Origin of the sequence: Microcystis sp. M090S1, from assembly GCF_020246295.1 — a bacterium.
GTDB classification, from domain to species: Bacteria; Cyanobacteriota; Cyanobacteriia; order Cyanobacteriales; family Microcystaceae; genus Microcystis; species Microcystis aeruginosa.
In genome coordinates, this window is record NZ_JADBTF010000329.1 from 1 (window position 1) to 21,040 (window position 21,040).

The following is a 21,040-nucleotide window of genomic DNA, read 5'->3' on the forward strand; positions in this document are numbered from 1 at the left end:
CGATGATCAACAGGTTATGGGTAAATATCGTCTCTGATTCAGAGCAGGGTATCTAGCCTAAAAATGAAGGGTTCGCAGGCAGGCACGGATTCCCATTATACAAGAAGTATAAGGCAAGTCTCCGATTTTGTCAAGGGTTTTGGCAAAAAAAAAATCGCCTCTGGGAGGCGGGGGTGAAAGGTATCACCCTGGAGAAATATTAAACGCCAAAAGACTTACCACAGCCGCAGGTTTGACTGGCGTTGGGATTAGTGAATTGGAAACCACCGCCGATCATCGCGTTGCTGTAATCTAACATGAGACCGTAGAGATAGAGCAGACTTTTTTGATCAGAGACAATTTTAAAGCCATCGTAATCGAAAACCTCATCTTGGGGGCCAATATTGCTAGGATGCTCAAAATCCATCATATAGGACATTCCCGAACAACCACCCTGACGCACACCCACGCGCAGACATAAATCCTTGCCCTGTTGCTCTTTGAGCGTGGTAAGGTGTTTGAGGGCAGCCTCACTGAGTAAAATTCCTTTTCCTTGAATCTGAGTAGCTTGTGTCATCTTTAGCAGGAACTCCTAAACGCAGTTGAAGGGGACATATAAAACTTTACCTTCTCCCATCCATCTTAACGATAGTTGAGGGCTGATGACTGGATTACTTCTTACTTTTCCCGGTCTCGCAGGAGTTGTAGGGCAAAAAAAAGCAAAAAACTGGGATTATTAATTAAATAGGGTTGCCAGAGACGACTAGATTCTTGAAACAAACCATAGAGCCATTCTCAGCCGATTTTCGTCACCCAACGGGGTGCTTGAGACAATTCGCCTTCGCTGAGGGAAGGAAAATTAAATCAGGAAAACGCTGCTTTGGGGATGCCGAAAAAGCAGCCGGAAAAGAGCCAAAGAAATTCACTTTTCTAAGCGGAGATTAGTGCCACTGCTATCGGTGCGATAAACCCAAGTTTTTTGCTTATCAGTCAGAATAATTCGCCATCCTTCCACTAATGCTTGAGTACAGAATTCTCCCGGTTTAGCTAATCCTAAACAACCATCGGGCCAGGTTTGTGGTTGTGCTGCTTGAATTTGCAAGCGATTAACGGATATCTTGGTTTTCCGACTCAAATCTTGACGGGTAGCGGCGATGACCGAATTAGGTGGCTCAGGAGATGCTAAACTGGGTGGCGCTAAGAGGAGAGAAAGCAGGCTCATTAGCATTAAAATGCCAGTTGCTCCCTGAATAATTCTCGTTTTACCGATTTGTCCTGGCTGGCTCTGGCTAAAATTTTTTCTAGATATCATGTTTAGTGCTGCCTCTTTCCGGGGGGTGATAGTCCGAGCGAATCTTCCTTTTTATTGTCAGTGTAACCGATACTATGTTCCCGCTCTGGTTTTCGAGCAGCGGAAGCAGTCAATGTCGGTTTTCGTTGTCATCTCCTGAAAACTTCCGTCTCTTTAAGTGGCGATGGCGATTAAAATAGATGAGGATGAACTATCTTAGATGGATGGGCTTATGTTATCTTTTTTCCTCCGTTGGTTGATTACCGCCGTCTCTTTATTGATTACAGCGCAAATAGTACCCGGTATAGAAATTAAAGATTTTACCGTGGCTTTGATAGCTGCTGTCGTCTTGGGTTTAATTAATGCTATCATTAGACCCCTGTTGATTCTTTTTACCCTGCCTTTAACTATTTTGACCCTAGGGTTATTTATTTTTGTGGTTAATGCCATTTCCTTTTCTTTAGCCTCCTATTTTATCAGTGGCTTTGAGGTAAAATCATTTTTTGCTGCTTTATTCGGTTCGATCGTGGTTTCGATCATTTCAGGAGTTTTAAATGGCATTTTCGTTGAATAAAGTGGGCAATAATTCGGTTAATTAGTCAGCAATCCTCTGTTTAAAACAGCTTGGCTTACTCTGATCTAGAGACGTTGATTATAACAACGTCTCTCTAGTTTTTGGTAAATAGCGATAGTTTTTATTTGAGAATCGGGGAATTAAATTGACAAAAAGATTGACAAAAATTATCGTTTGTGTTAAACAAGTTATATCGATTATTTACCAGAGGGCTTTAGGGTATGTTTATTATTTTATCTATGAGATCGCTTAGAACTACACCCAGAAAATCTCTACGGATTTAAGTGGGTGGGTGGAATTAAATATAAGATGAACGTAGGTTGGGTTGAAGCATGAAACCCAACGCCCGATTATGTTACGCTACCGCTAACCCATCCTACAAATAATTGTGCCTCCCTACTTACCGTGGCTTTTGTCGTTAAAAATCAGGAAAATTTAATCCCAAGATTTCCATCTCAAGCACCGAGAGCAAGTTCAATTACTATTAGAATAGTAACTTTTTGTGAAGATTTGGCTAACCGGGATGATCCGATCAGACAAAACAAATATAATCATCTTAATTAGATGACTAATAAGCTTTCTTAACCATCTTTCCAGACAGCATAACTACAAGAGTGTAGAAGGGAATTGTTGAGCTAAGGAGATTAACTAATCTCAAGTCAATTTTTCTTGTCTGTGTTGGCTTGAGAGACACAATCATCGCAGCAAAAGTTTTTTTCATTCAATTTAGAGGTTTTAAAATGACTAATAATCAGGAAAATCTTAGCCAAGAAAACAAAATTTATACAGTTCTCAGTATCGGTCAAAGAGGAGCAGGAAAAACAGTTTTCCTAGCGGCATCTTATCAGACTTTCAAAAATCAAGCAACTTCGGGAAATCCGGCTAATATTGTCTTCAGATCTCAAGAGGAAGAAAGCGAAGAAGATATTGAAAAAATTCTCAATTATGTCGCTAGAACAGGTCAATATCCCCCCGCCACTTTAAAAATCAGTAACTTTGATTTTAGTTTAGAGAAAAAAAGCGGTGATCGATCGGATAAAATAGCGACAATTCGCTGGTGGGATATACCGGGAGAAAGTTGTCAAATCTATAATTTAGCCTTTGTCAATATGGCTTTACAGGCTAATGCTTGTTTACTGTTTTTAGAAGCAGCAAGTTTATTAAATGATTCAGACAAGCATAATAATTACCTGAAAATTTTTCAAACCTTGATCGAGATAATTAACCATAATAAAACTAGGTTTAATTTAGGCATTATTATCAGCAAATGCGATCTAGTTGTCTCTGACCAAAAATGCTGGCAAAACCTACAATTAAAAGTCAAAGAATTAGAGCAAAAACTGCGAGAGCAAAAAGTTAATCACCGTTTTTTTTACTCAACAGTTTTAATTGATTCCCAGCAAGGCACACTGCAAGCAAATCAAGCTTTAGACTCCCTATCTTGGTTATTGTCTCAAATCGATCAACAACTGGTAAACTTTTCCTAAATGACCAGCACTATATCCGATCCATTTACAGCAAGATTAGTAAAAAAATCTCTCAAAAATCTGCTGACTGCCTTATAACAGTCATCTTAATGGTGAGGTGTGAAGTTTTCGTTTTGGGGAGTCGGCACCAAATTAGGTGACAGTTCATCTTGAGGAGAAATGCCGTCAAATATCTCCCCAAAAACTAGAAACAAGACACAATTGTGTGAAAATTATTTATAACAGCGCACAGGAGCGCTTAAAGGTTACAGATCATGTCCTTGATCGTTGAACAACTGATTTATAGCAGTTTCTCACAACTGGGATTTAAATATATCGCTAGTGTCAATGTCCCCCTAGGGATTCAACAGTTTTTTTATCAACATATAGTCTCTCAGTTATGGGACACCTATAATCCTCCAGACAGGAAATTTAAAGGAGTCTATATCTATCAAATTGACTCCCATAACACCCTCTTTGGTTGGTTAATTAACGATGGTAAGGATGAATTTGGTCGTGGGGACATCCCCTACTTTCATTGTTATTATTTACAGGAACTACTCGACTCGAAACAACTGTTTAAAATCCTTGCCTGTCTAGAAGCAGGCCCCCTAAAACGTATTTCCAGAGATGAGGCTAAAATCTCCCTTGACCCCGTAATTTTAGCCGACAATTATCAGGCAAATGCCTTTGAATTAGGGATTAAACTTTCTAAAGATATTCGTCTGTTTAGCCAACGGCAACTGCGGGAAGAAAAACCTCTACAATGGTTTATCTCCTCGAAAGAAACCAAAGAACGACCACATCCCACCGATAATAACTATGATAACTCTAAAAATACCTTACCTAGGGAACCAAATTATAAGGTAGAAATTGCCAAAATCCTGCAAGAATTAGCCGAAAAACCGCTCGCTATTGAGGGGATCATGCTTGTTTCTCCCCAGGGTCAACCTTTGACTGATTCCATCGGCATGGAACACAATAGTGCTTTAATCTTAGCAGGAACAATGCTCTATCTTGCCAATAACACAAAAGAGGAATTAAGCTGGTCTGATCTGGAACAAATTGCTATTCGCAGTCCCCAGGGTCATCTGATCTTAACCCCTTGCAGTGACCAAGCTTTTCTTTTAGTGAAAACTGGCAAAACGATCACGGGATTGTTAGAGGGAGAAATCCAGAAAACTCGCTCAAAATTACAAAAAATTCTCGCTATCTCTAACCCCACCCCCGAAACTCCTCTCTTAAATCCCGCAGCTAATCCCTTCCTTGATTCCGTTGTAGAAGAATTCGAGATCGTCCTCGAAACCGAAGATAATAACAATGCAGATATTTCGTTACCGGGGCAGACCAATTCAGTAATCAGTAATCAGTAATCAGTAATCAGTAATCAGTAATCAGTAATCAGTAATCAGGAGTCAGGAGATTATTTTTATTTATTCTCCCCAATTCCTAATTCCTAATTCATAATTCATAATTCCCCATCTCCCACCTCCCCACTTCCCACTCCCCGCTCCCTGCTCCCCTCTCCCTTCTCCCCCTTCCCCTACACCCTACACCCTGATAACTAAAAACCGATGAACCAATTAAACTTAGAAGTTGCGGGAAAAAAAGAACGTTTAGATGCTTGGATGGGGTCACAATTGCCCGATTTATCGAGATCGAGGCTGCAAAAACTGATAGAACAGGGATATATACAGTTAAATGGTCAAATTTGCACTAATAAAAATACTAAAGTTGGTCAAGGTGATCGCTTAAAGATTACCATTCCCGACAGTCAACCCCTGCAATTAACCGCCGAGGCGATCGAGCTTGATATTCTTTACGAAGACGACTATCTGATTATTATCAATAAACCTGCTGATTTAGTGGTTCATCCGGCTCCCGGCCACGAATCGGGAACCTTGGTCAACGCTTTACTGCATCACTGCCCGAATTTAGCTGGAATTGGTGGAATTCAACGCCCCGGTATAGTCCACCGCTTAGATAAGGATACCACGGGTGCGATCGTTATTGCCAAAACCGACCAGGCCCATCAACACCTACAGGCACAATTAAAAACCAAAACTGCCCGCCGGGAATACATCGCCCTCGTCCACGGTGTCCCCAAAAGCGAAACAGGTACAATTGATCTGCCGATCGGTCGTCACCGCAGCGATCGGCAAAAGATGGCTATTATTGCCGTGGAAAAAGGAGGTAGAAATGCCGTCACTCACTGGCAAGTCAAGGAAAGACTGGGCAACTACACCTTAATGGAATTTCGCCTAGAAACTGGCAGAACTCATCAAATTCGCGTTCATAGCAGCCAAATCGGTCATCCGATTCTTGGGGATCCCCTCTATAGTTCAGGTCGTTCCATCGGGATTAATCTACCCGGGCAATTACTCCATGCCCATCGTTTAATTTTAGTACATCCGGTCACGGGAGAGAGCCTAGAAGCGATCGCTCCCTTACCCGCTATTTTCCCGAAAGTTTTAGCTATTTTACGGCAGAGAAACCCCTAGCGCACAAATTGCGGCATAATCTCCGCTGCTGTCCATAATCCGTAGATACCGCGACGATGTAGGGAAACCCCCGCTTTCAGATAACCGAAAGCCGGCCCGCAGACATTAGCCGCCATACTGGTTTCATCACCTAAAGTGAAGGTATGGGTGGAAATTTTGCCTTCAAAAGTCCGCCCCGTGACTTTAACATTGGTACTCAAGGGCTTTTTCGGGTTGCGCGTATCCACCACACCCCCGACGGAAACCCGATCGCGTCCACAAATTCCGGCCAATTCCAGCATAATATCGTCTGCGTGTTCCATATTTTCGAGGCTGAGAATGCCATTGGTTTTATTTAACAGCATTTCCACTTCCGCATCACTCATCCGGTGCGCCGTTTCTGGGTCGTAACCGGGTAAATGGGCGATATCTTCGCGAATAGTGGCACGATAAGCCTCCCAGTTGGCGATTCCCACGCCGAAGGTAATTTTAACGCTATGAATCTCCCCATAACTCTGGGCAGCTAGGGCGGCAGCCGCAGTTAACAGTCCGGGGGTAGCGCCGCAGCCGGTCATGTAGGTGATGCCGGCGGCTTCTAGGTCTGCTTGTAGTGCTAAGATTTGTTCCATGGCGCTGGTACGTTTGAGGGCATCGACTAAAACCCCGCGCCAACCTAAGCGAATGAAAGTTTTAGCGATATCGGCCATGAAATTGTTAGGTAAATTCGGTAAGGCGAGAAAATAGCCCTCTACATCGGCAGTTTTGATTAATTCCTCGATACTGTTCTGGCTGAGACTGCCGTAATTTTCCAGATAACCGATCGAACCCCGGTCATGATAAATTTTGTTACAGGTATTGACATTTAGACCGTCTTTGTGGTAAGCAAAACCGGCTTTATCGGCGGCGGCAGTCCAGAGCATTTCCTGTTTGGGGGCGAGAATTCTAGCGGCGGCCTGTCCCAAACCACCAAAACCTAAAACACCGATCCGAAGGCGATCGCTGGCTATTTGTTTATTCATATTTGTTCTGATTCCTATAGACAAACTTCTATTATGTCGGCGGTCGTGGTTCGCCGTTGCATCTCCTTTATTTTCAATTTATCGCTTCAGGTCGTCTTTTTTGTGTAGTTTTGTTAAATTGTGCCTCCTGGGTCAAGGTTCGCCCTTGACGATGAAGAAAAGTTACGGGAAACTTACAAACAATTAGAGTAGTTGGGTTACAGAATATAAAGTTTTGCTAAAATTTTAACCAGATTGCTACGATTAGCAAACTATCGTAAATTAAAACGATAGGGAGCTTTGCAAACCCCAGATCACGCCGAGAAGAGCTATGAGCATGGAAAGCCTAGAGTTTATCATCTATCCCGATGGTCGCGTTATGGAAAAGGTGACAGGCATAGTCGGTTCATCTTGTCAAGAGGTGACGGCGGCGATCGAGGCACAACTCGGGCAGCTGATGTCTCAAGAGAAAACCTCGGATTATTACCATCAAACCGTCAGCCAGTCAGAGAAAGTCAGCAACGAAGCCACTTTTAGCGACTGGTAATTTTTCATCTTTCCCGATCCCTTTATTTAAGCCACTGAAAAACCATGTCACACTTTAGCAATATCAAAACCAAAATCCGCGATCTATCCTACCTAAAAGCCGCCCTGAGCGATATGGGGATGGAATGGAAAGAGGGTTCCCACCCCGTCAAAGGTTATCAAGGTCAAACTTTAACCGCAGAGGTGGTAATCGAGCAAGATAACAATTACGATATCGGTTTTCGCTGGAATGGTAACGAGTACGAGTTAGTTGCCGATTTGCAATACTGGCAACAACCCCTAACCGTAGAAGGATTTTTAAGAAAAGTAAATCAAGGTTATGCCTACCACACCATCCTGGAAGAAACTGCTAAACAGGGTTTTCAGGTGGCAGCACAGGAAAAAAATACTGATGGTTCCATTCGTCTAGTGGTACAACGTTGGAGTGCCTAATGGCTGATTTTTCTCCCGAACGCTCTGGTTTTGAACCAGAGTTAGGGGGATTCCTGAGAGATTCCCCCGATCGCACTGGTTTTGAGCCTGAATTGGGTGGTTTACAGCGCCAGAAAGCGGTTTACGTCGATGAGGTCACTTGTATCGGTTGTAAACACTGCGCCCACGTTGCCCCCAATACCTTTTTTATTGAAGGCGAATACGGTCGCTCTCGCGTCTATAATCAGGACGGTGACGAAGAAGAAATTATTCAAGAAGCGATCGAGACTTGTCCGGTTAACTGTATTCACTGGGTTAATTATCATCAGTTGTCATCCCTTGAGGAAGAACGCAAACATCAAGTGATTAAACAGTTAGGTTTTCCTCAGATTCACAAGAAATTTAGCCCCGCAGATTTAGACATTTAGGGTGGATAGGTGCAGCCTCATCCATCCATTATTTCCTAGAAGTCATGGCAATCGCTAGAGAAATCCGTATAATATCCCTAGTAGCGTGTTGTACGGTAAATTTTCAACTATCATCCCCGTCGAGGAGGAAATAATGTCTGATCTTAAGATACTGGAATTGTTTAATACTAAAGCCGAAAAGATTCATAGATCGAAATTTTCAGAATATCTTAACCGAGAACGAGAGGTTACTTGTAGAATTACTAACGATCAGGTAGAAGTAACAGAAATCGGGCCAGATGAAGATTCTATATCAGCCGCTATGCTGACACTAAGAATGTTCATCCAAAAAAGTGATGTCATTTCTTTCAAAAACATGGAAGACTTATACTCTAGACTCAATATATCTAAAAATCTAAAAGATGAGTTCAAGAGCCTTATATCTGAACTCAACGATTATCTTGATCGCTATTCTCCACTCACAATAAACAGCCATGAAATGCGTTTTGAAAAGTTGTCAACTTCAGAACCAAACCCAGACCAGCTTACTAATAGAAAATTAATGGATATATATTTGTATGGAGACTATGCACACTTGGATTCAAGCAAAAGGGTTCTGTTCGAGACAATAGCGCAAAATACTCTGTTTGCGCCAATGGGGAATCATGTATTTGTCACTATAGTTAACAAACTTGTGGAGATTATTGATCGTGCAGTTGAAATGAATAAACAGGCTATTGAGCAATTAAAAGATCAGATCTAGTTCGAGCGCCGATCAACCAGAGCGCGTGTTCCGTAAGGAAACCCGACAACTTCGCATAAAATTAACGAGATGGGTGTTAGGTTTTGTGCCTCTACATTTATTAATAGTGCGATTGCGGCTCTGGTAACTATTGTAGAGTACGAAGCATGAAAAGTAACGCGCCGACTTATCGGATTTTCCTTCGCTATAATAAACCTATCCCTCTCAAATAACCACAAGGATACAAATGCCAGCCATATCCATGTTTTACGGAATTATTATTTATATGTACTTCATGGACAATAAACAACACCATAAACCTCACATTCATGCTAGATATCAAAATTCGGAAGTCATTGTCGCCATTCCAGATGGAGAAATTCTTGAAGGCTCTATTCCTAATGCTAAAATGAAATTACTTTCCGCTTGGATCGAGATTCATCAAGATGAATTGATGGCTAACTGGGAACTCGCTATTTCAGGACAACAACCGTATAAAATTGAACCACTGAGATAAATGATGAATCCTAGAGTTAAAGAAGTTATCCCTTTGCCCAACTATCAATTACAACTCATCTTTACTAATGAAGAAAAGAAAATTTATGATTGTTCACCACTGCTCGATTTTGGCATCTTTCAAGAACTTAAAAACCAACATTATTTTAATCAAGTAAAAGTTCTAGATGGTACGGTAACTTGGCCGAACGAACAAGATATCTGTCCGGATACTCTGTATCTTGACTCCATTTCCCAAACCTAGAACAGTTCGAGCGAGGAAACCCAACAACTTCGCATAAAATTTAGAAAGCATGAAAAGTAACGCTCCCACTGATCAGATTTTCTTTCGCTACAGCCTTTCTCAGAGAGATGAGGTTAGTTATTGTCGCTAAAATACTTGATGAGTAAGGATTACTCTGTACTTCATCTCTAGGAGAAAGAGTGAGAAATTTTCTATTTACCCGGTGATTGCTGTGGGAAGGGAAAAGTTAGAGGCAATCGGGGCAAAATGATAAGTATTTTATATGCAAATACCTTCAATACTTAAAAATATTTAAATTTACAATTGGTAATATTTATTAACTAAAATTCTCTAAAGCTTCAAACTGACGTAAAGCAAGACTAGAACCTTGATTCCAGCCTAATTCTACATAATAGGGGAAAAGTTTCTTGATATTTATATCGGGAAAGAGACGACTATTTTCGCTTTCTTGATAACCGTCTTCTCTGAACAGATATATTTTTAATTCTTCCCGACGATAAACCCACAATTCGGGTATTTTCAGCAATTGATAGGCCTCTACATCAGTCAGAGAAGTAAAGTCCACTTCTATAGCTAAATCGGGAGGAGGATCAACAGTTAAATCAATTCTCTCTTTGCCTAAAATTGCCTGTCTATTATCAATATAAAAACAAGTATCTGGTTCTACTCCTGCTTCTCCCGGCATTTTCAAGGTAATCGGATCAAAACATTGCCAGTCTTTGCCTTGGCGACGGAGGATAATTTTTACTAAATCCCGTAATGTATCAACACGATTGCCATGACTTGGTAAGGGAGACATAAGCCGAATTTCTTGAGTTTTGCGATTAAAATAGAGTTTGGGATAGGTTTTTTGGAGACGTAAATTCAGCAATCTTTCGTAATCTTCCCAAGTCTGATGCGGAAAAATAACTTGACTGCCCGGAGATAAAGATAAAGTATTTTCGTTGAGAGTAATTAGGAGCATTTTGGTAATTATCCTTGATTTTTTCCTGTGGTATTTAACTAATTTCGCTCTGGCAACCAATGCCTATCAAGCATTTGTTCAAGGGAATAGGGACAATTTAGAGGGAAATTGTGAGGAGATATTTCAGGTTTTTGCCCAACAATAAAAACGGCATCTTGATAGATTTTTTCTTGGTTATCTAGGAGATATTTTTCTAGATTTGTGCTTAAGTATCCATTTAGCTGAACTCTAAAAGTGGCTATTTCTCCTTGGCAATGCCGATGATGTAATTCAAATTCTTCTGACCAATATTGCCACAACAAAAGATGAATAATTATCTGTCTTAAAAAACTCTCAACTCGATTTTTATCCCGTTTGCTCAAAGCCTCCAACTCCTCGATTAAATGTTGAATATCCAACTCAGCTAGACGATTTTCCTTGAGGAGTTTAATTATTTCAGTCAACCAGAGATGTTCATCTTGTTCGTAGAGAAATTGTAACTGATTTAGCCAAGTATCTTTTTTCATATTTTTTTGGCTGAGGAGACTTCTAAAACTGCTTTCGGGTAGGCAATGCGTTGATGGTGGAATTGTTGCCAAACTTGCACAAAAACCTCGGCAATAATTGGTAATTCCTCCTGACGAATACCACTATCTACTAATTGTTGATCGCGCCATCGGGCCTGAAAAATCTTTTTGATCATATCCATGGCTTGTTCTGGGGAGGCATCCTTTAGCGATCGCAAAGCGGCCTCGCTACTATCGGCTAACATAACGATCGCCGTTTCTCGCGATTGGGGAATCGGACCATCGTAGCGAAAAGCCGCCTCATCGACGAATTCTTGACCATTTTGGGCGGATTTTTGCAAAGCTTGCTGATAAAAATAGGAAATTAAGAGATTGCCTTGGTGTTCGGGAATAAAATCGCGGACCACTCGCGGTAAACCGTGTCTGCGGGCCATGACTAACCCTTCGCTAACGTGCTTTTTAATAATCTCGGCGCTGACGTAGGGATCGTTAATTTCATCGTGTTTATTCGGGCTACCCATTTGATTTTCAATAAAACCGAGAGGATCGTGCATTTTCCCGATATCGTGATAGAGGGTTCCCGTGCGAATTAATTCCACATTACAGTGCAGTTTTCGGGCGGCCGCTTCAGCTAAACAGGCGACAAAAAGGGTATGTTGAAAAGTCCCCGGCGCTTCCGTGGCCAAACGTTTGAGCAAACTACAATTAGGATTGGACAACTCCACCAGACGAATGGGAGTGACCACATCGAAACAGCGTTCGAGATAGGGGGATAATCCTAGGGCGATTACCGTCCAAGCTATTCCCGATAGACCATAGACCAGCGCCGTGGGTAGTAGAGTATAGATGATCGTGCTGGCCGTGGCGCTAACGATTAGGTAAGTGAGCAGATAAACACCCCCTTGGCTGACTCCGATTCCCATCCCTAGCAGCGATAATTCATCCCGGGAGCGCAATTTTCCCGCTATCATAGCCGCTAATAGTCCCCCTATCGTCCCGGCGATTAAATCGGCGCTGATACCTTGGCTGCTGAATAGGGAAAGACCGGCAGTTAAGAGGACCTGGGTGACGGCCAGAGTCGGGCCGTAGAAACTGCTGACTAATAAACCCACGGCTGCCAGATTGGTAAAGGGAATATTGGCGATCGCTAGGATCGGTGTGGTAAAACTTAGTAAACCCAAGAGAAGAAAATCCCGGTGACGCAGAGGCCGATGGAGACGCTGGGCAACGAGGCAAAAAGTCCCGATCGCACTGGTGACAAGGATTGCCGTTGACCCTAAACCCATCCAGTTAATGCCCCGTTCGCTTAAACCAAAGCCATCGATGAGAACAAACTGAGCTTGAGTAATTTTTTCGCCTGCTTTAACGATAATTTGACCGGTTTGAGCGCTAGACATGACCATATCTACCGCTTCCACCGCTTTAGTGGCTTGTTCTTTGGTTGCCTCCCGATCTTCTATCAGGTTCGCTTGTCCCTCCAGGGCCGCTAGAAGGATATTTTCGGCTAAAAGCTGCTGGCGACCGGTTAGGCGATCGCTGCTAATCTGCACGGCGATGGTATCCTGTAGGTGACTGGTGGAAATCCCCGGGGGAATGCCTTGCACCAAAATCCGGCGACTCGCTTGCAGGACGGCTTTTTCTAGGTTTTGCCACTCTCGATCGCCCATTTGGGCCACTGCGATCAGATCGGCGTATTTGAGTTTATTTAAGCTGGAATGCCGATAATTTTGGCTGGTTTGCTCCTTTATTTGCCGTAATTGCCCTAATCGATCGATAAATTGCTCAAAGTTCCCCTTGGCCACGCGCTGACGATAGGCTTGGATTTCGTCTATAGCATATTCCTGCTCTTTTGTCAAGAGTTTCGTAAAAGATTCTTCATAGTTGAGGCGGCTTTGTAGAGTTGACCATTGAGCGGCAGAAAAGGTGAGCAGCATTTCCATTGTGGCGTTAGAAATATTTCTGCCCATTAAAATGGAATTTTTTCGCAGAATTGGGCTAATTTGACTTAATTGCCCTAAAGTGTCTCGCAGCGATCGCTCGATCTGGGCGGTGGTTTGGGGCTCTCTTTTCAGCCGGGGAAGCAGTCCAGCCCGAATTTTTTGGCGTTTGAGGGCGGTGGTTTCTTGGTCTTGAAAACGGGCATCTTCGGGGGCGATAATCGTAACCGGGGAAATAGTCCCGACGGCCAATTTCGGCTGATTATAGAAACGATAACCGACCACGCTAGTCAGACAACCGACGGTAAACAGGAAGATTAAGGGTCGTCGAAGTTTACCTAGGGAGTAAGACCGAGATTTTCGGGCAGAATCAGGAAAAACAGTGAAAGAATGCAGAAAATGATTCATAAATTCCAGCTAAATTCTTTGACACTCCCGTCGCTAAAAGCGAGGGATTCTTGGTTCATTGAGTTTCCTTAATCTAGCAGGACGTATCCAACTAAACCAGAGGGAATCTCTCCCCAAGCGTAGTAGTTTCGGTATGCCCTACCGTACTTAGTCCCTTTTTGAGAATGTTGATAGCGGCGTTAATATCTCTATCTTCTACATAGCCACAGTGAGGACAAATATGGGTTCTTGTAGATAGAGATTTAGCTACTTTTTGACCACAATTAGAGCAATTTTGACTGGTGTTATGGGGAGCTACTGCTACTGTAGCCTTACCATATTTAAAACCAAAATATTCTAACCATTGCCGAAAAGTTGACCAAGCCACATCATTAATAGATTTAGCTAGTCTAGAGTTTTTTACCATGCCTTGAATATTTAAGTTTTCGTAAGCGATGAAATCGTTAGATTTAATGACGCGCAATGCCTCTTTTGAGGCAAAGCCTTTACGTTGCCTACTTACTCTTAAATGCTTTCTAGCATATCTCTTTCTGGCCTTTTGGTAGTTGTTTGATTGGGGTTGACCTTTTCTAAACTTTTTAGATTTCTTCCGATTCAGACGATTTAATCTTTTTTCTGCCTTGCGATAGTATTGCGGTATTTCTACTGTTTCCCCATCACTATTAGCGTAGAAAACGTTTAAACCTACATCCAATCCCACACATTTCTTGGTTGGTTCTAGGGGTTTAGCGTATTCCCGAATATCAACACTAAGACAGAATTGGACATAGTAACCATCCGCTCGTTTAACAATCCTAACTCGTTTAATTTGGTCTATAGGGTAAAAGTTTAGGTCTCTGGTTCCTTTCAGTTTAACCGTGCCAATATTTTTCTTATCTGTGAAAGTAATTTTCTTTCTATCCTCCGATAGTTTCCAGCCACAGTTTTTATATTCCACAGAACGATTATTCTTTTGAAACTTAGGATAACCTTTTTTACCTTTTATTTTTTTCTTACAATTGTCATAGAAACGAGCAATAGCTGACCAGGCTCGTTCTGCCGATGCTTGTCTCGCCATAGAATTTAGAGTATCGACAAACTTGAACTGTTTGGCGAGAACTGCACAATATTTATTGAGAGAATATTTATCGATTTTGTCTTCTTTCTTAGCATCCATCCAAAGCCTTAAAGCCTTATTACGGATGAATTGTACTGTACGAATAGCCTCATCAATGGCAGAACACTGACTTGGTTTGACCACTGCTTTCATTTCTAAGACAATCATTGCTTATCGACCTCAAACAACCTATTTTATCTTAACCTATACAGCATAGATTGTCAAGATTTTAGTCGTGCTTCGCTGTTTTATATTGGCTGGGGTTTCATCCCGTCGCGCTAAAAGCGAGGTCTTGACTCCGACATTTGAGATAAACTGCGCCACCATGCCCAGAGGAAAAATACCAGCAGCTTGGTTTTGGGTTCCCCTTTCTATTTTAAGGACTCCCTGTGCAAAAAAAATTTTTTCTCGAAAGGTAAGCTGCCCGCGCATTTAAATTGCTTGTTGAGATAAGGCACTCATGCAAGAGGCACTCATGCAAAAAGGGGAATAAATAATCAGTCTTTAATAACCGGATTTAGTATAACCTATCCCTGCGTCTTCATCGGCCCGCATCCTGTAGGGGCGAAGCATTCGGGCAATAACCTATTGCTGAAACCGTAGATTTTCTATCCGAATGCTTCGCCCGTACTTTTTCAGCACAGAAAACGGGTTTCTCCGAGAAACCCGTTTTCTACTCATGGACACCCCCAAGGGGGCAGGGGGGATCGAACCCAAATAACCAGATTTAGTATAACTCCTAAACTAATACACTTGTTCTATAGCTTGCCCCAAAAAATTCCGGAAAAGGGAATAAGGGTAAAAAGGGAAAAAAAGAGAAAAAGGGTTACAGGGTCCTCCCAGCACCGCACACCACCCGAAAACCGAGGTAGCTGTAGAAGGAGCCGCGGCGGAGGTAGTGGAAGCGGTAAGCGGAACGGCAGTGATAGGGATCGTCGAACCAAGAACCGCCCCGCAACGGAGAACGATTATCAGCCCCATATTTTATCCAGACACTGCCATCCGTCGGCGCACCCTCATAATTATCGTGCCAGGTATCGGCGCACCATTCCCAGACATTGCCGTGCATATCGTACAACCCAAAAGCGTTTGGGGGGAACTGTCCCACGGGAGTCGTTTGTTGTCGATATTCTCCTGTAGGTTCATCGGCATAGGTTTCAGTAGCTCGATAGTTAGCTAAATCTGCCGTTATCGTTTCCCCAAAATGAAAGGGTGTTTTTGTCCCCGCTCTACAGGCGTACTCCCATTCTGCCTCACTCGGTAGTCGGTATTCCCGAACCGTTAGTTTCGATAATCTTGCACAAAATTCGACGGCATCGTACCAGTTGACTCGTTCGACGGGTCTATCCCAGCGCGTGGGCGATCCCCCCCTAGCCCCCCCTTCAAAAGGGGGGGAATCGGAAGCCCCCCTTTTTAAGGGGGGTTTGGGGGGATCTTTAAAGCGGGAGGGATCAGGGTCAAGATCTCGTTTTACTTTTAAATCCGTGCGAGAGGCGATAGCTTGCCACTGGGCCTGGGTAATCGGGGTTTGACTGATATGGAAAGCGGGGACTTTGACTAGGTGTTGTGGTCTTTCACTTCTAAATCCGTCCCAACCAAATTTTTTAACCAGTCTTTCGATTTCCTCATCTTCCGTTCCCATCCAGAATTCTCCTTGGGGAATATACATCATGCGGATATAGTTTTGAGCTTTTTTCCGGTTGCCAACTTCCGCAAGGTTTTCATCGTAAAAATAGGCTTTAACAGGTTTTCTCTCAATAACTTGGCCTGTTTTATTAACCAATACCGTTTCTGCGGTAAAAAGGAAAAGGTTTTCATTGTAGGGAACAATAGCGGCTACTTCGTCTATTAAACGTTTTTGGACATTGCCAACGTGGTTTAAATCCCCTCTAGAATAGGCGGCAATCGGTTCATTAAGCAATAACAAGGGTTCATAATCGGCTAAAGCAGCGGATATATTTTCTAATAAAGCTGTCAATCTCACAAGACGCACTCGGTTATTATTTTTGATAGCTTCTGCTAGTACCTGTCTGATTTCATTGACCGCTTGACTAGGTTTTAGGTAGGCAAGAGCTAACCATTGTTGATTTTGCCAATAAACCGATTTTGAGCAACGATCACCGATTTGTTCCTGAATATAGGTTTGTAACTGATAGGCCAGAGATTTGAGTTCCTCTGGGGTTAATTTTTCTAATAGTAGTTTACGAACATCGGGAGACATTTCATAGAGTTCTCGATCTATTTTGCGGACTAAACTGGACAGTAAAATATCAGCGATCGCATACCAGTGAGCTTGATTATTTTTATCTTGATGTTGACGCAGATAATAAAGTAAATTAGGGGATAAACCAAGGGGAAATGCCGCTCTTTTCGCTAGTTCTCTGGTGTTTAGTTCGTTTTCTTCTTCAAATAATCTTAAACGGCTTTCTGGGCTAAAAAAATCTTCATCCTCATCCCAATTATCCCCTTGTTGAAACTGATTAGGATTAAATGGAAAATGACGGGGTGGGATAGCTTCTTCTTTTAGCCATGTTATCAAGTTTTCCCAATCCTCTGTGGTTAGTTCAAACATGGAAAAATTGGGTATATCTTCAGCTAAATCAGCAATATCGATCGCAGTTGTCCCATACCATCGATGATAGGGTAAGGGGTTTAACCATGCGACTCGGCTAAATCTTCGGCTAAATCGTCGGATAAGGGTTTCTGTTGCGCTCAAGCGCTCTTCTACATAACGTTTTCTAGCGGCACCCGCATCACTAAGAATTAGACAACTGGTTACTTCCGGAGAATAGTTAGAGAGAACTTTGGTTAAAGATTGACTTTCCCAACCGTTTTCTTGTCGTAAAACCTCGTCTCTAATCAGATTATCAAAGTAAAAATGGGGAACATTTGCCCAAGTTTGCTTCATTATCCTACCAAATCCTGCAAAGGGAATCATCGAGTCAGAACAATCAATAAAAATAATAATTTCTCGGCGATAAAGTTGTTTCTTTTGGTAAATTATTTGATCAAAAAAACCTCGTTTAGCCGTTGCCATCACCGTAGCTTTTAGATCCCAAGTTTGTCGAGGACTTTCTAGGGGTAATGGACGCAGTTGCTGCCAACTTTCTTGTAATTTAGCGATACCAATAGGATAATAATCAGGATTATCTAGGGATGTGATTTTTTTTCGCTTTTCAATAGCTGTGGCAATTTGTGGAAATGAAGTCTCCGGTGCTATTGGTGTATCCCCAGAAGGAGTAATTTCTAATGAGGGAGATTCCCTATCATCCATCGGGTTTATGATTTTGCTAATCGATTCTTCTGGATGATGAATAGGTATTTTTTTGGCTATTTCTATATTTATTTCTGGTTGGAATTGTAGCATCTCTGTCCAGGCCTGATCAAACTTTTCTTTTTCTTTCGGGGATTTAACCCATAAAGCTTGACAAAGAAGTTTAATTTGGGGATTCTCTAAGTTGGGATTTTCTTGAATAGCAATATCAGAATCATTGGCGAGTTTTTGAATCAGGTAATTTTCCACCCGATAATATTGTTCAATAGACAGCAGAAATCCTTCTTCGTCTCTGAGTTGATAAAATAGGTCAAGTAGGGGGGATGTCATTGGCTTTTTTAACCTCTTGTTCCATAATCTTGTAAATCAGTACGGCTTTTTAGTAAAACACTAGCGTGGGGTAATTTGTCCTCGTTTAATTTGGCGATAATTTCTTCAGGTTTGTACTTGAGCAACGATTTAAACCAGGCTATTAATTCACTGGTGCTAACTTTTTTTTCTCCTTCAGATTTAGTCTCGTCTTGTGATGTTCTCACTTCCTGAAAACGGTCCACTGCTTTGATGATAACCTCTTGTTCAGCGTCGGTAAACCGTTCGGTTAATATTTTTCTTAATCTTTCTTGGTTGGGTAGCTCAATATAGTGATAAATGCAACGTCTCAGAAAAGCATTGGGTAAGTTTTTTTCTTGATTACTGGTAATTATAATCAGAGGAAAAGCTTGATCATTTGCTTGAATTAAATCTCCTGTTTCTTTAATGAAAAAACGACGAGATTCAATGGCTAAAAGTAAATCATTAGGAAAATCTCGATCTGCTTTATCTATTTCATCAATTAATACTACCGATTGTTCTTGCTTATCTTGACTTTGTTTAAATGCTTTACCCAAGGGTTGTAAATCAACCCAATCTTTTGAAGTAGCTGGATTTTTTTGCTCAGAAGAAGATTCTTCTATTTCTTTTTGGCTTAAAATTCCGCTAATTTGAGCAGCTTGTAAACGGCCAATATAATCATATTGATAGAGACTATCTTCCGCTTTACTTGTAGATTGAACTATCCACTCATAATATTTTATAGGATTATTTTCACGGTAATAATTAAATTCATAAACTAAGGCATGAGCTAAACGACTTTTGCCACATCCCGGCTCACCTTCTAGTAACAAAGGCATTCCCAATTCAATAGCCAAGTTAACCACTTCTATTAACTCATCACCTGCGTCATAGGGATAAATTTTCTGTTGAATCGGTTCATAATAAAGATCCGATTTGGGTTGAATTTCTCCCCTGTAGGTTAAGGATAGTTTAGCCATCTATTTTCCCTCGATAATTGTCCTTGAAATTGTTGATAAAAAGCTTTCAGTGTGTCTTCTATGTTGCCTTGATTGCTATTTTTCCATAATTCCTGCAAGGTAGATTTAAATAAGTCTGTGGTTTCATTCTGTAAGTCACAACCTAACTGAAGTTGTTGAGCAAAAGTAGGAATAATTTCCTGAAAAGACCGTTGTTCAAAGCAAGAGTCAATCTGTAAGCGGTGAATAGGAAATTCTGATAATCTGTCGCTATCTCTCCAATCATTCCCTTCTCCATAATCTAACCAAATCATTAATAAAAAGCCTTTAATGGGACTATTTTGTATTTTACGAGCGTTGGTAATTAAGTTTTGCCAAAATGAATCAATGTCTTTTAAACGGGAAAAGTCTGCACAATCAATTCCTTCAAAAATCAAACAAAAATTATTAGCTTTTAAATTTTTAATTCCTCCAGAATTATTGAAAAAATGTTCATGAAGACTATAGCTATCCCATTCTTCCTGACCATCTCCTTGAAACTTAAAAAGAATGGTTTTAACGTCCAAATTATTAGTGATCAAGATTTGTTTGTGTAAACGACGCAAACACAAAACACGATATTGATGAGGACAAGGGGGAATATAAATACTGCCTTCTCGTAAAGGTTTAGCAGCTATTGAACTGGTAAATTTTACTAGATTATTGTAATTAAATTCTGTTAAAATATCATAAATCTTCCCATTATTTGTTCGTTGATTTTTTAGGTTTTGATGATGATTTTGACAACATTCTAAGCTTTCAAAATCTAGTCCTAATACTTCACAATAAGCTTGAACAATATAAGACTGTTTAGCGGTTCGCCCTTTTTTTCCTAGTCCATATTTTTGTTCAGTACAAAACCGCAAACTATCTCCAGATATGCCAATTACCTTTAAAATAGACGAATCTAATAAAAAATTCAGAACCTCATCAAAGGTTAAATGAATTAAATTATCATTAATATCTTCAATTCTGGTTGTATTTATTTTATTTTGAGTAATGTACTCCCTTTTCTTCTTATTTTCAAATCCTTTAAAATCAGATTCATTTTGTAAGTACAATTTCTTCCCCTTTGGTTTTAAAACCTCTTTAGTTGTTCCGGATTGTGGCGATGATGTCATCCAAGCTTTCAAGACATTCAATGGAATGGTATAACTGGAAGTTTTTGTTTGACTACGGTATTTTTCGAGAAATGCCTCAAGTAACCATCGACTTGCTTCTATTAATATTTGCCCTGTTTTCTCCGAAGCACAAGAATAGTTTCCCTTATAAGCATCTTTAGCCTTACGAAGGGTTTCTACATCTTCATCCGATAATCTGATTTCGCCGGACCCTAACATAAATCTCGTCAAACGTCAACCTACCATCTGATCCACTTTTTGATCTCCTTTTGCCAGCATTTGCTGAAAGCATTTTAATCAACTTGTCCTCAAAAAACAAGCTATAGGGGGACAGGAGTAAATATGAAAAAGGAAAATTTCTGGCAAAAACATAAAGCGGACATTGACGTGATTTGCCGCATCATCACCACTTTAACTGCCTTGGCTAGTTTGGGTGTTCAGGTGGGAGAGTTAAAGATTCCCCAAAACGAGATTCCCCCTATCCCTGAGGTTCAGGTGGAATTAAATATCAGATGAACGTAGGTTGGGTTGAAGCATGAAACCCAACGCCTGCATGGGTTACGCTACCGCTAACCCATCCTACAAATAATTGTGCCTCCCTACTTAAGCACATTAGACCTCTTGCAAAAGTCTTAAGTCGATCCTTGTACAGCAACATTTTTGAAGATTATCAACTACTAATAAATAATTAACTGAAAGTCCCTCCCATTATTGTTTCTATCGTTTGTTTTCGGATTTATGCAAGAGGTCTA

At 41.2% G+C, this 21,040-nt stretch carries 21 protein-coding genes and 1 pseudogene; 11 read left to right on the plus strand and 11 right to left on the minus strand.

What is annotated here, in order from left to right; genetic code table 11:
- Positions 1 to 199: 199 nt before the first annotated feature.
- The 3 genes and pseudogenes from IM477_RS14450 to IM477_RS14455 form a co-directional block, all read right to left on the minus strand.
- Entirely contained in the window at positions 200 to 556 is a 357-nt protein-coding gene (locus tag IM477_RS14450; RefSeq protein WP_190721919.1) for an iron-sulfur cluster assembly accessory protein, read from the minus strand.
- Positions 557 to 657: 101 nt separating this feature from the next.
- Positions 658 to 762 (minus strand): annotated as a pseudogene (locus tag IM477_RS23390) (WecB/TagA/CpsF family glycosyltransferase); the annotation flags it as partial.
- 139 nt (positions 763 to 901) lie between these two features.
- Complete coding sequence (locus IM477_RS14455) at positions 902 to 1,291, minus strand: DUF8738 domain-containing protein (RefSeq protein ID WP_287732282.1); 390 nt, start codon at positions 1,289 to 1,291, stop codon at positions 902 to 904.
- A 211-nt stretch (positions 1,292 to 1,502) separates the two neighbouring features.
- On the opposite strand from IM477_RS14455, the gene IM477_RS14460 reads away from it, so the two are divergent.
- The 4 genes from IM477_RS14460 (at position 1,503) to IM477_RS14475 (ending at position 5,811) form a co-directional block, all read left to right on the plus strand.
- Positions 1,503 to 1,844 carry a phage holin family protein gene (locus IM477_RS14460; protein WP_287732284.1) on the plus strand — a complete coding sequence of 114 codons (342 nt, stop codon included), beginning with the start codon at positions 1,503 to 1,505 and terminating at the stop codon, positions 1,842 to 1,844.
- A gap of 740 nt (positions 1,845 to 2,584) precedes the next feature.
- Complete coding sequence (locus IM477_RS14465) at positions 2,585 to 3,331, plus strand: TRAFAC clade GTPase domain-containing protein (protein WP_190721924.1); 747 nt, start codon at positions 2,585 to 2,587, stop codon at positions 3,329 to 3,331.
- A gap of 254 nt (positions 3,332 to 3,585) precedes the next feature.
- Positions 3,586 to 4,683: a roadblock/LC7 domain-containing protein gene (locus IM477_RS14470; protein ID WP_287732287.1), complete on the plus strand. Its 1,098-nt coding sequence runs from the start codon at positions 3,586 to 3,588 to the stop codon at positions 4,681 to 4,683.
- 201 nt (positions 4,684 to 4,884) lie between these two features.
- Positions 4,885 to 5,811, plus strand: coding sequence for an RluA family pseudouridine synthase (locus tag IM477_RS14475; RefSeq protein ID WP_287732288.1), 927 nt, complete (start codon positions 4,885 to 4,887; stop codon positions 5,809 to 5,811).
- Here the strand turns inward: IM477_RS14475 and bioU are convergent.
- Positions 5,808 to 6,809 (minus strand): (S)-8-amino-7-oxononanoate synthase BioU, encoded by a 1,002-nt coding sequence (gene bioU / locus IM477_RS14480; protein WP_287732290.1) that lies wholly within the window; start codon positions 6,807 to 6,809, stop codon positions 5,808 to 5,810. The two genes, IM477_RS14475 and bioU, sit on opposite strands and share 4 nt — an antisense overlap.
- 310 nt (positions 6,810 to 7,119) lie before the next feature.
- On the opposite strand from bioU, the gene IM477_RS14485 reads away from it, so the two are divergent.
- The 6 genes from IM477_RS14485 (at position 7,120) to IM477_RS14510 (ending at position 9,654) form a co-directional block, all read left to right on the plus strand.
- Positions 7,120 to 7,335, plus strand: a complete 216-nt coding sequence (locus tag IM477_RS14485; RefSeq protein WP_002762645.1) for a DUF2997 domain-containing protein — start codon at positions 7,120 to 7,122, stop codon at positions 7,333 to 7,335.
- A gap of 44 nt (positions 7,336 to 7,379) precedes the next feature.
- Entirely contained in the window at positions 7,380 to 7,766 is a 387-nt protein-coding gene (locus IM477_RS14490; protein ID WP_287692324.1) for a DUF1257 domain-containing protein, read from the plus strand.
- Positions 7,766 to 8,173, plus strand: coding sequence for a ferredoxin (locus tag IM477_RS14495; protein WP_287732292.1), 408 nt, complete (start codon positions 7,766 to 7,768; stop codon positions 8,171 to 8,173). Before IM477_RS14490 ends, IM477_RS14495 begins: the two co-directional genes overlap by 1 nt.
- A gap of 133 nt (positions 8,174 to 8,306) precedes the next feature.
- Positions 8,307 to 8,915 (plus strand): hypothetical protein, encoded by a 609-nt coding sequence (locus IM477_RS14500; RefSeq protein WP_287732293.1) that lies wholly within the window; start codon positions 8,307 to 8,309, stop codon positions 8,913 to 8,915.
- 226 nt (positions 8,916 to 9,141) lie between these two features.
- Positions 9,142 to 9,411 carry a type II toxin-antitoxin system toxin DhiT gene (gene dhiT, locus IM477_RS14505; protein WP_158199476.1) on the plus strand — a complete coding sequence of 90 codons (270 nt, stop codon included), beginning with the start codon at positions 9,142 to 9,144 and terminating at the stop codon, positions 9,409 to 9,411.
- Positions 9,412 to 9,654 carry a DUF2442 domain-containing protein gene (locus IM477_RS14510; protein WP_271972538.1) on the plus strand — a complete coding sequence of 81 codons (243 nt, stop codon included), beginning with the start codon at positions 9,412 to 9,414 and terminating at the stop codon, positions 9,652 to 9,654.
- Positions 9,655 to 9,970: 316 nt separating this feature from the next.
- On the opposite strand, the gene IM477_RS14515 is transcribed toward IM477_RS14510, so the two are convergent.
- The 7 genes from IM477_RS14515 to IM477_RS14545 all read right to left on the minus strand — a co-directional run bounded on the left by IM477_RS14515 (position 9,971) and on the right by IM477_RS14545 (position 20,507).
- A complete protein-coding gene (locus IM477_RS14515; RefSeq protein ID WP_287732295.1) occupies positions 9,971 to 10,618 on the minus strand; it encodes a Uma2 family endonuclease in 648 nt (215 codons plus the stop codon).
- Between the two features lie 38 nt (positions 10,619 to 10,656).
- Positions 10,657 to 11,124, minus strand: coding sequence for a DUF29 domain-containing protein (locus IM477_RS14520; protein WP_287732297.1), 468 nt, complete (start codon positions 11,122 to 11,124; stop codon positions 10,657 to 10,659).
- A complete protein-coding gene (locus IM477_RS14525) occupies positions 11,121 to 13,469 on the minus strand; it encodes an HD family phosphohydrolase (protein ID WP_287732299.1) in 2,349 nt (782 codons plus the stop codon). The genes IM477_RS14520 and IM477_RS14525 overlap by 4 nt, the downstream gene beginning before the upstream one ends.
- 91 nt (positions 13,470 to 13,560) lie before the next feature.
- On the minus strand, positions 13,561 to 14,733 hold the full coding sequence (locus IM477_RS14530) for an RNA-guided endonuclease InsQ/TnpB family protein (RefSeq protein ID WP_287732300.1): 1,173 nt from the start codon (positions 14,731 to 14,733) through the stop codon (positions 13,561 to 13,563).
- A 658-nt stretch (positions 14,734 to 15,391) separates the two neighbouring features.
- The gene (locus IM477_RS14535) at positions 15,392 to 18,169 is read right to left on the minus strand and encodes a formylglycine-generating enzyme family protein (RefSeq protein WP_287732302.1); all 2,778 of its coding nucleotides are present in this window, start codon (positions 18,167 to 18,169) and stop codon (positions 15,392 to 15,394) included.
- A gap of 8 nt (positions 18,170 to 18,177) precedes the next feature.
- Positions 18,178 to 19,149, minus strand: coding sequence for an AAA family ATPase (locus IM477_RS14540; RefSeq protein ID WP_287732303.1), 972 nt, complete (start codon positions 19,147 to 19,149; stop codon positions 18,178 to 18,180).
- Positions 19,131 to 20,507: a hypothetical protein gene (locus tag IM477_RS14545; RefSeq protein ID WP_287732305.1), complete on the minus strand. Its 1,377-nt coding sequence runs from the start codon at positions 20,505 to 20,507 to the stop codon at positions 19,131 to 19,133. The genes IM477_RS14540 and IM477_RS14545 overlap by 19 nt, the downstream gene beginning before the upstream one ends.
- A 123-nt stretch (positions 20,508 to 20,630) precedes the next feature.
- On the opposite strand from IM477_RS14545, the gene IM477_RS14550 reads away from it, so the two are divergent.
- Entirely contained in the window at positions 20,631 to 20,804 is a 174-nt protein-coding gene (locus IM477_RS14550) for a hypothetical protein (RefSeq protein ID WP_287732307.1), read from the plus strand.
- Positions 20,805 to 21,040: the final 236 nt, after the last annotated feature.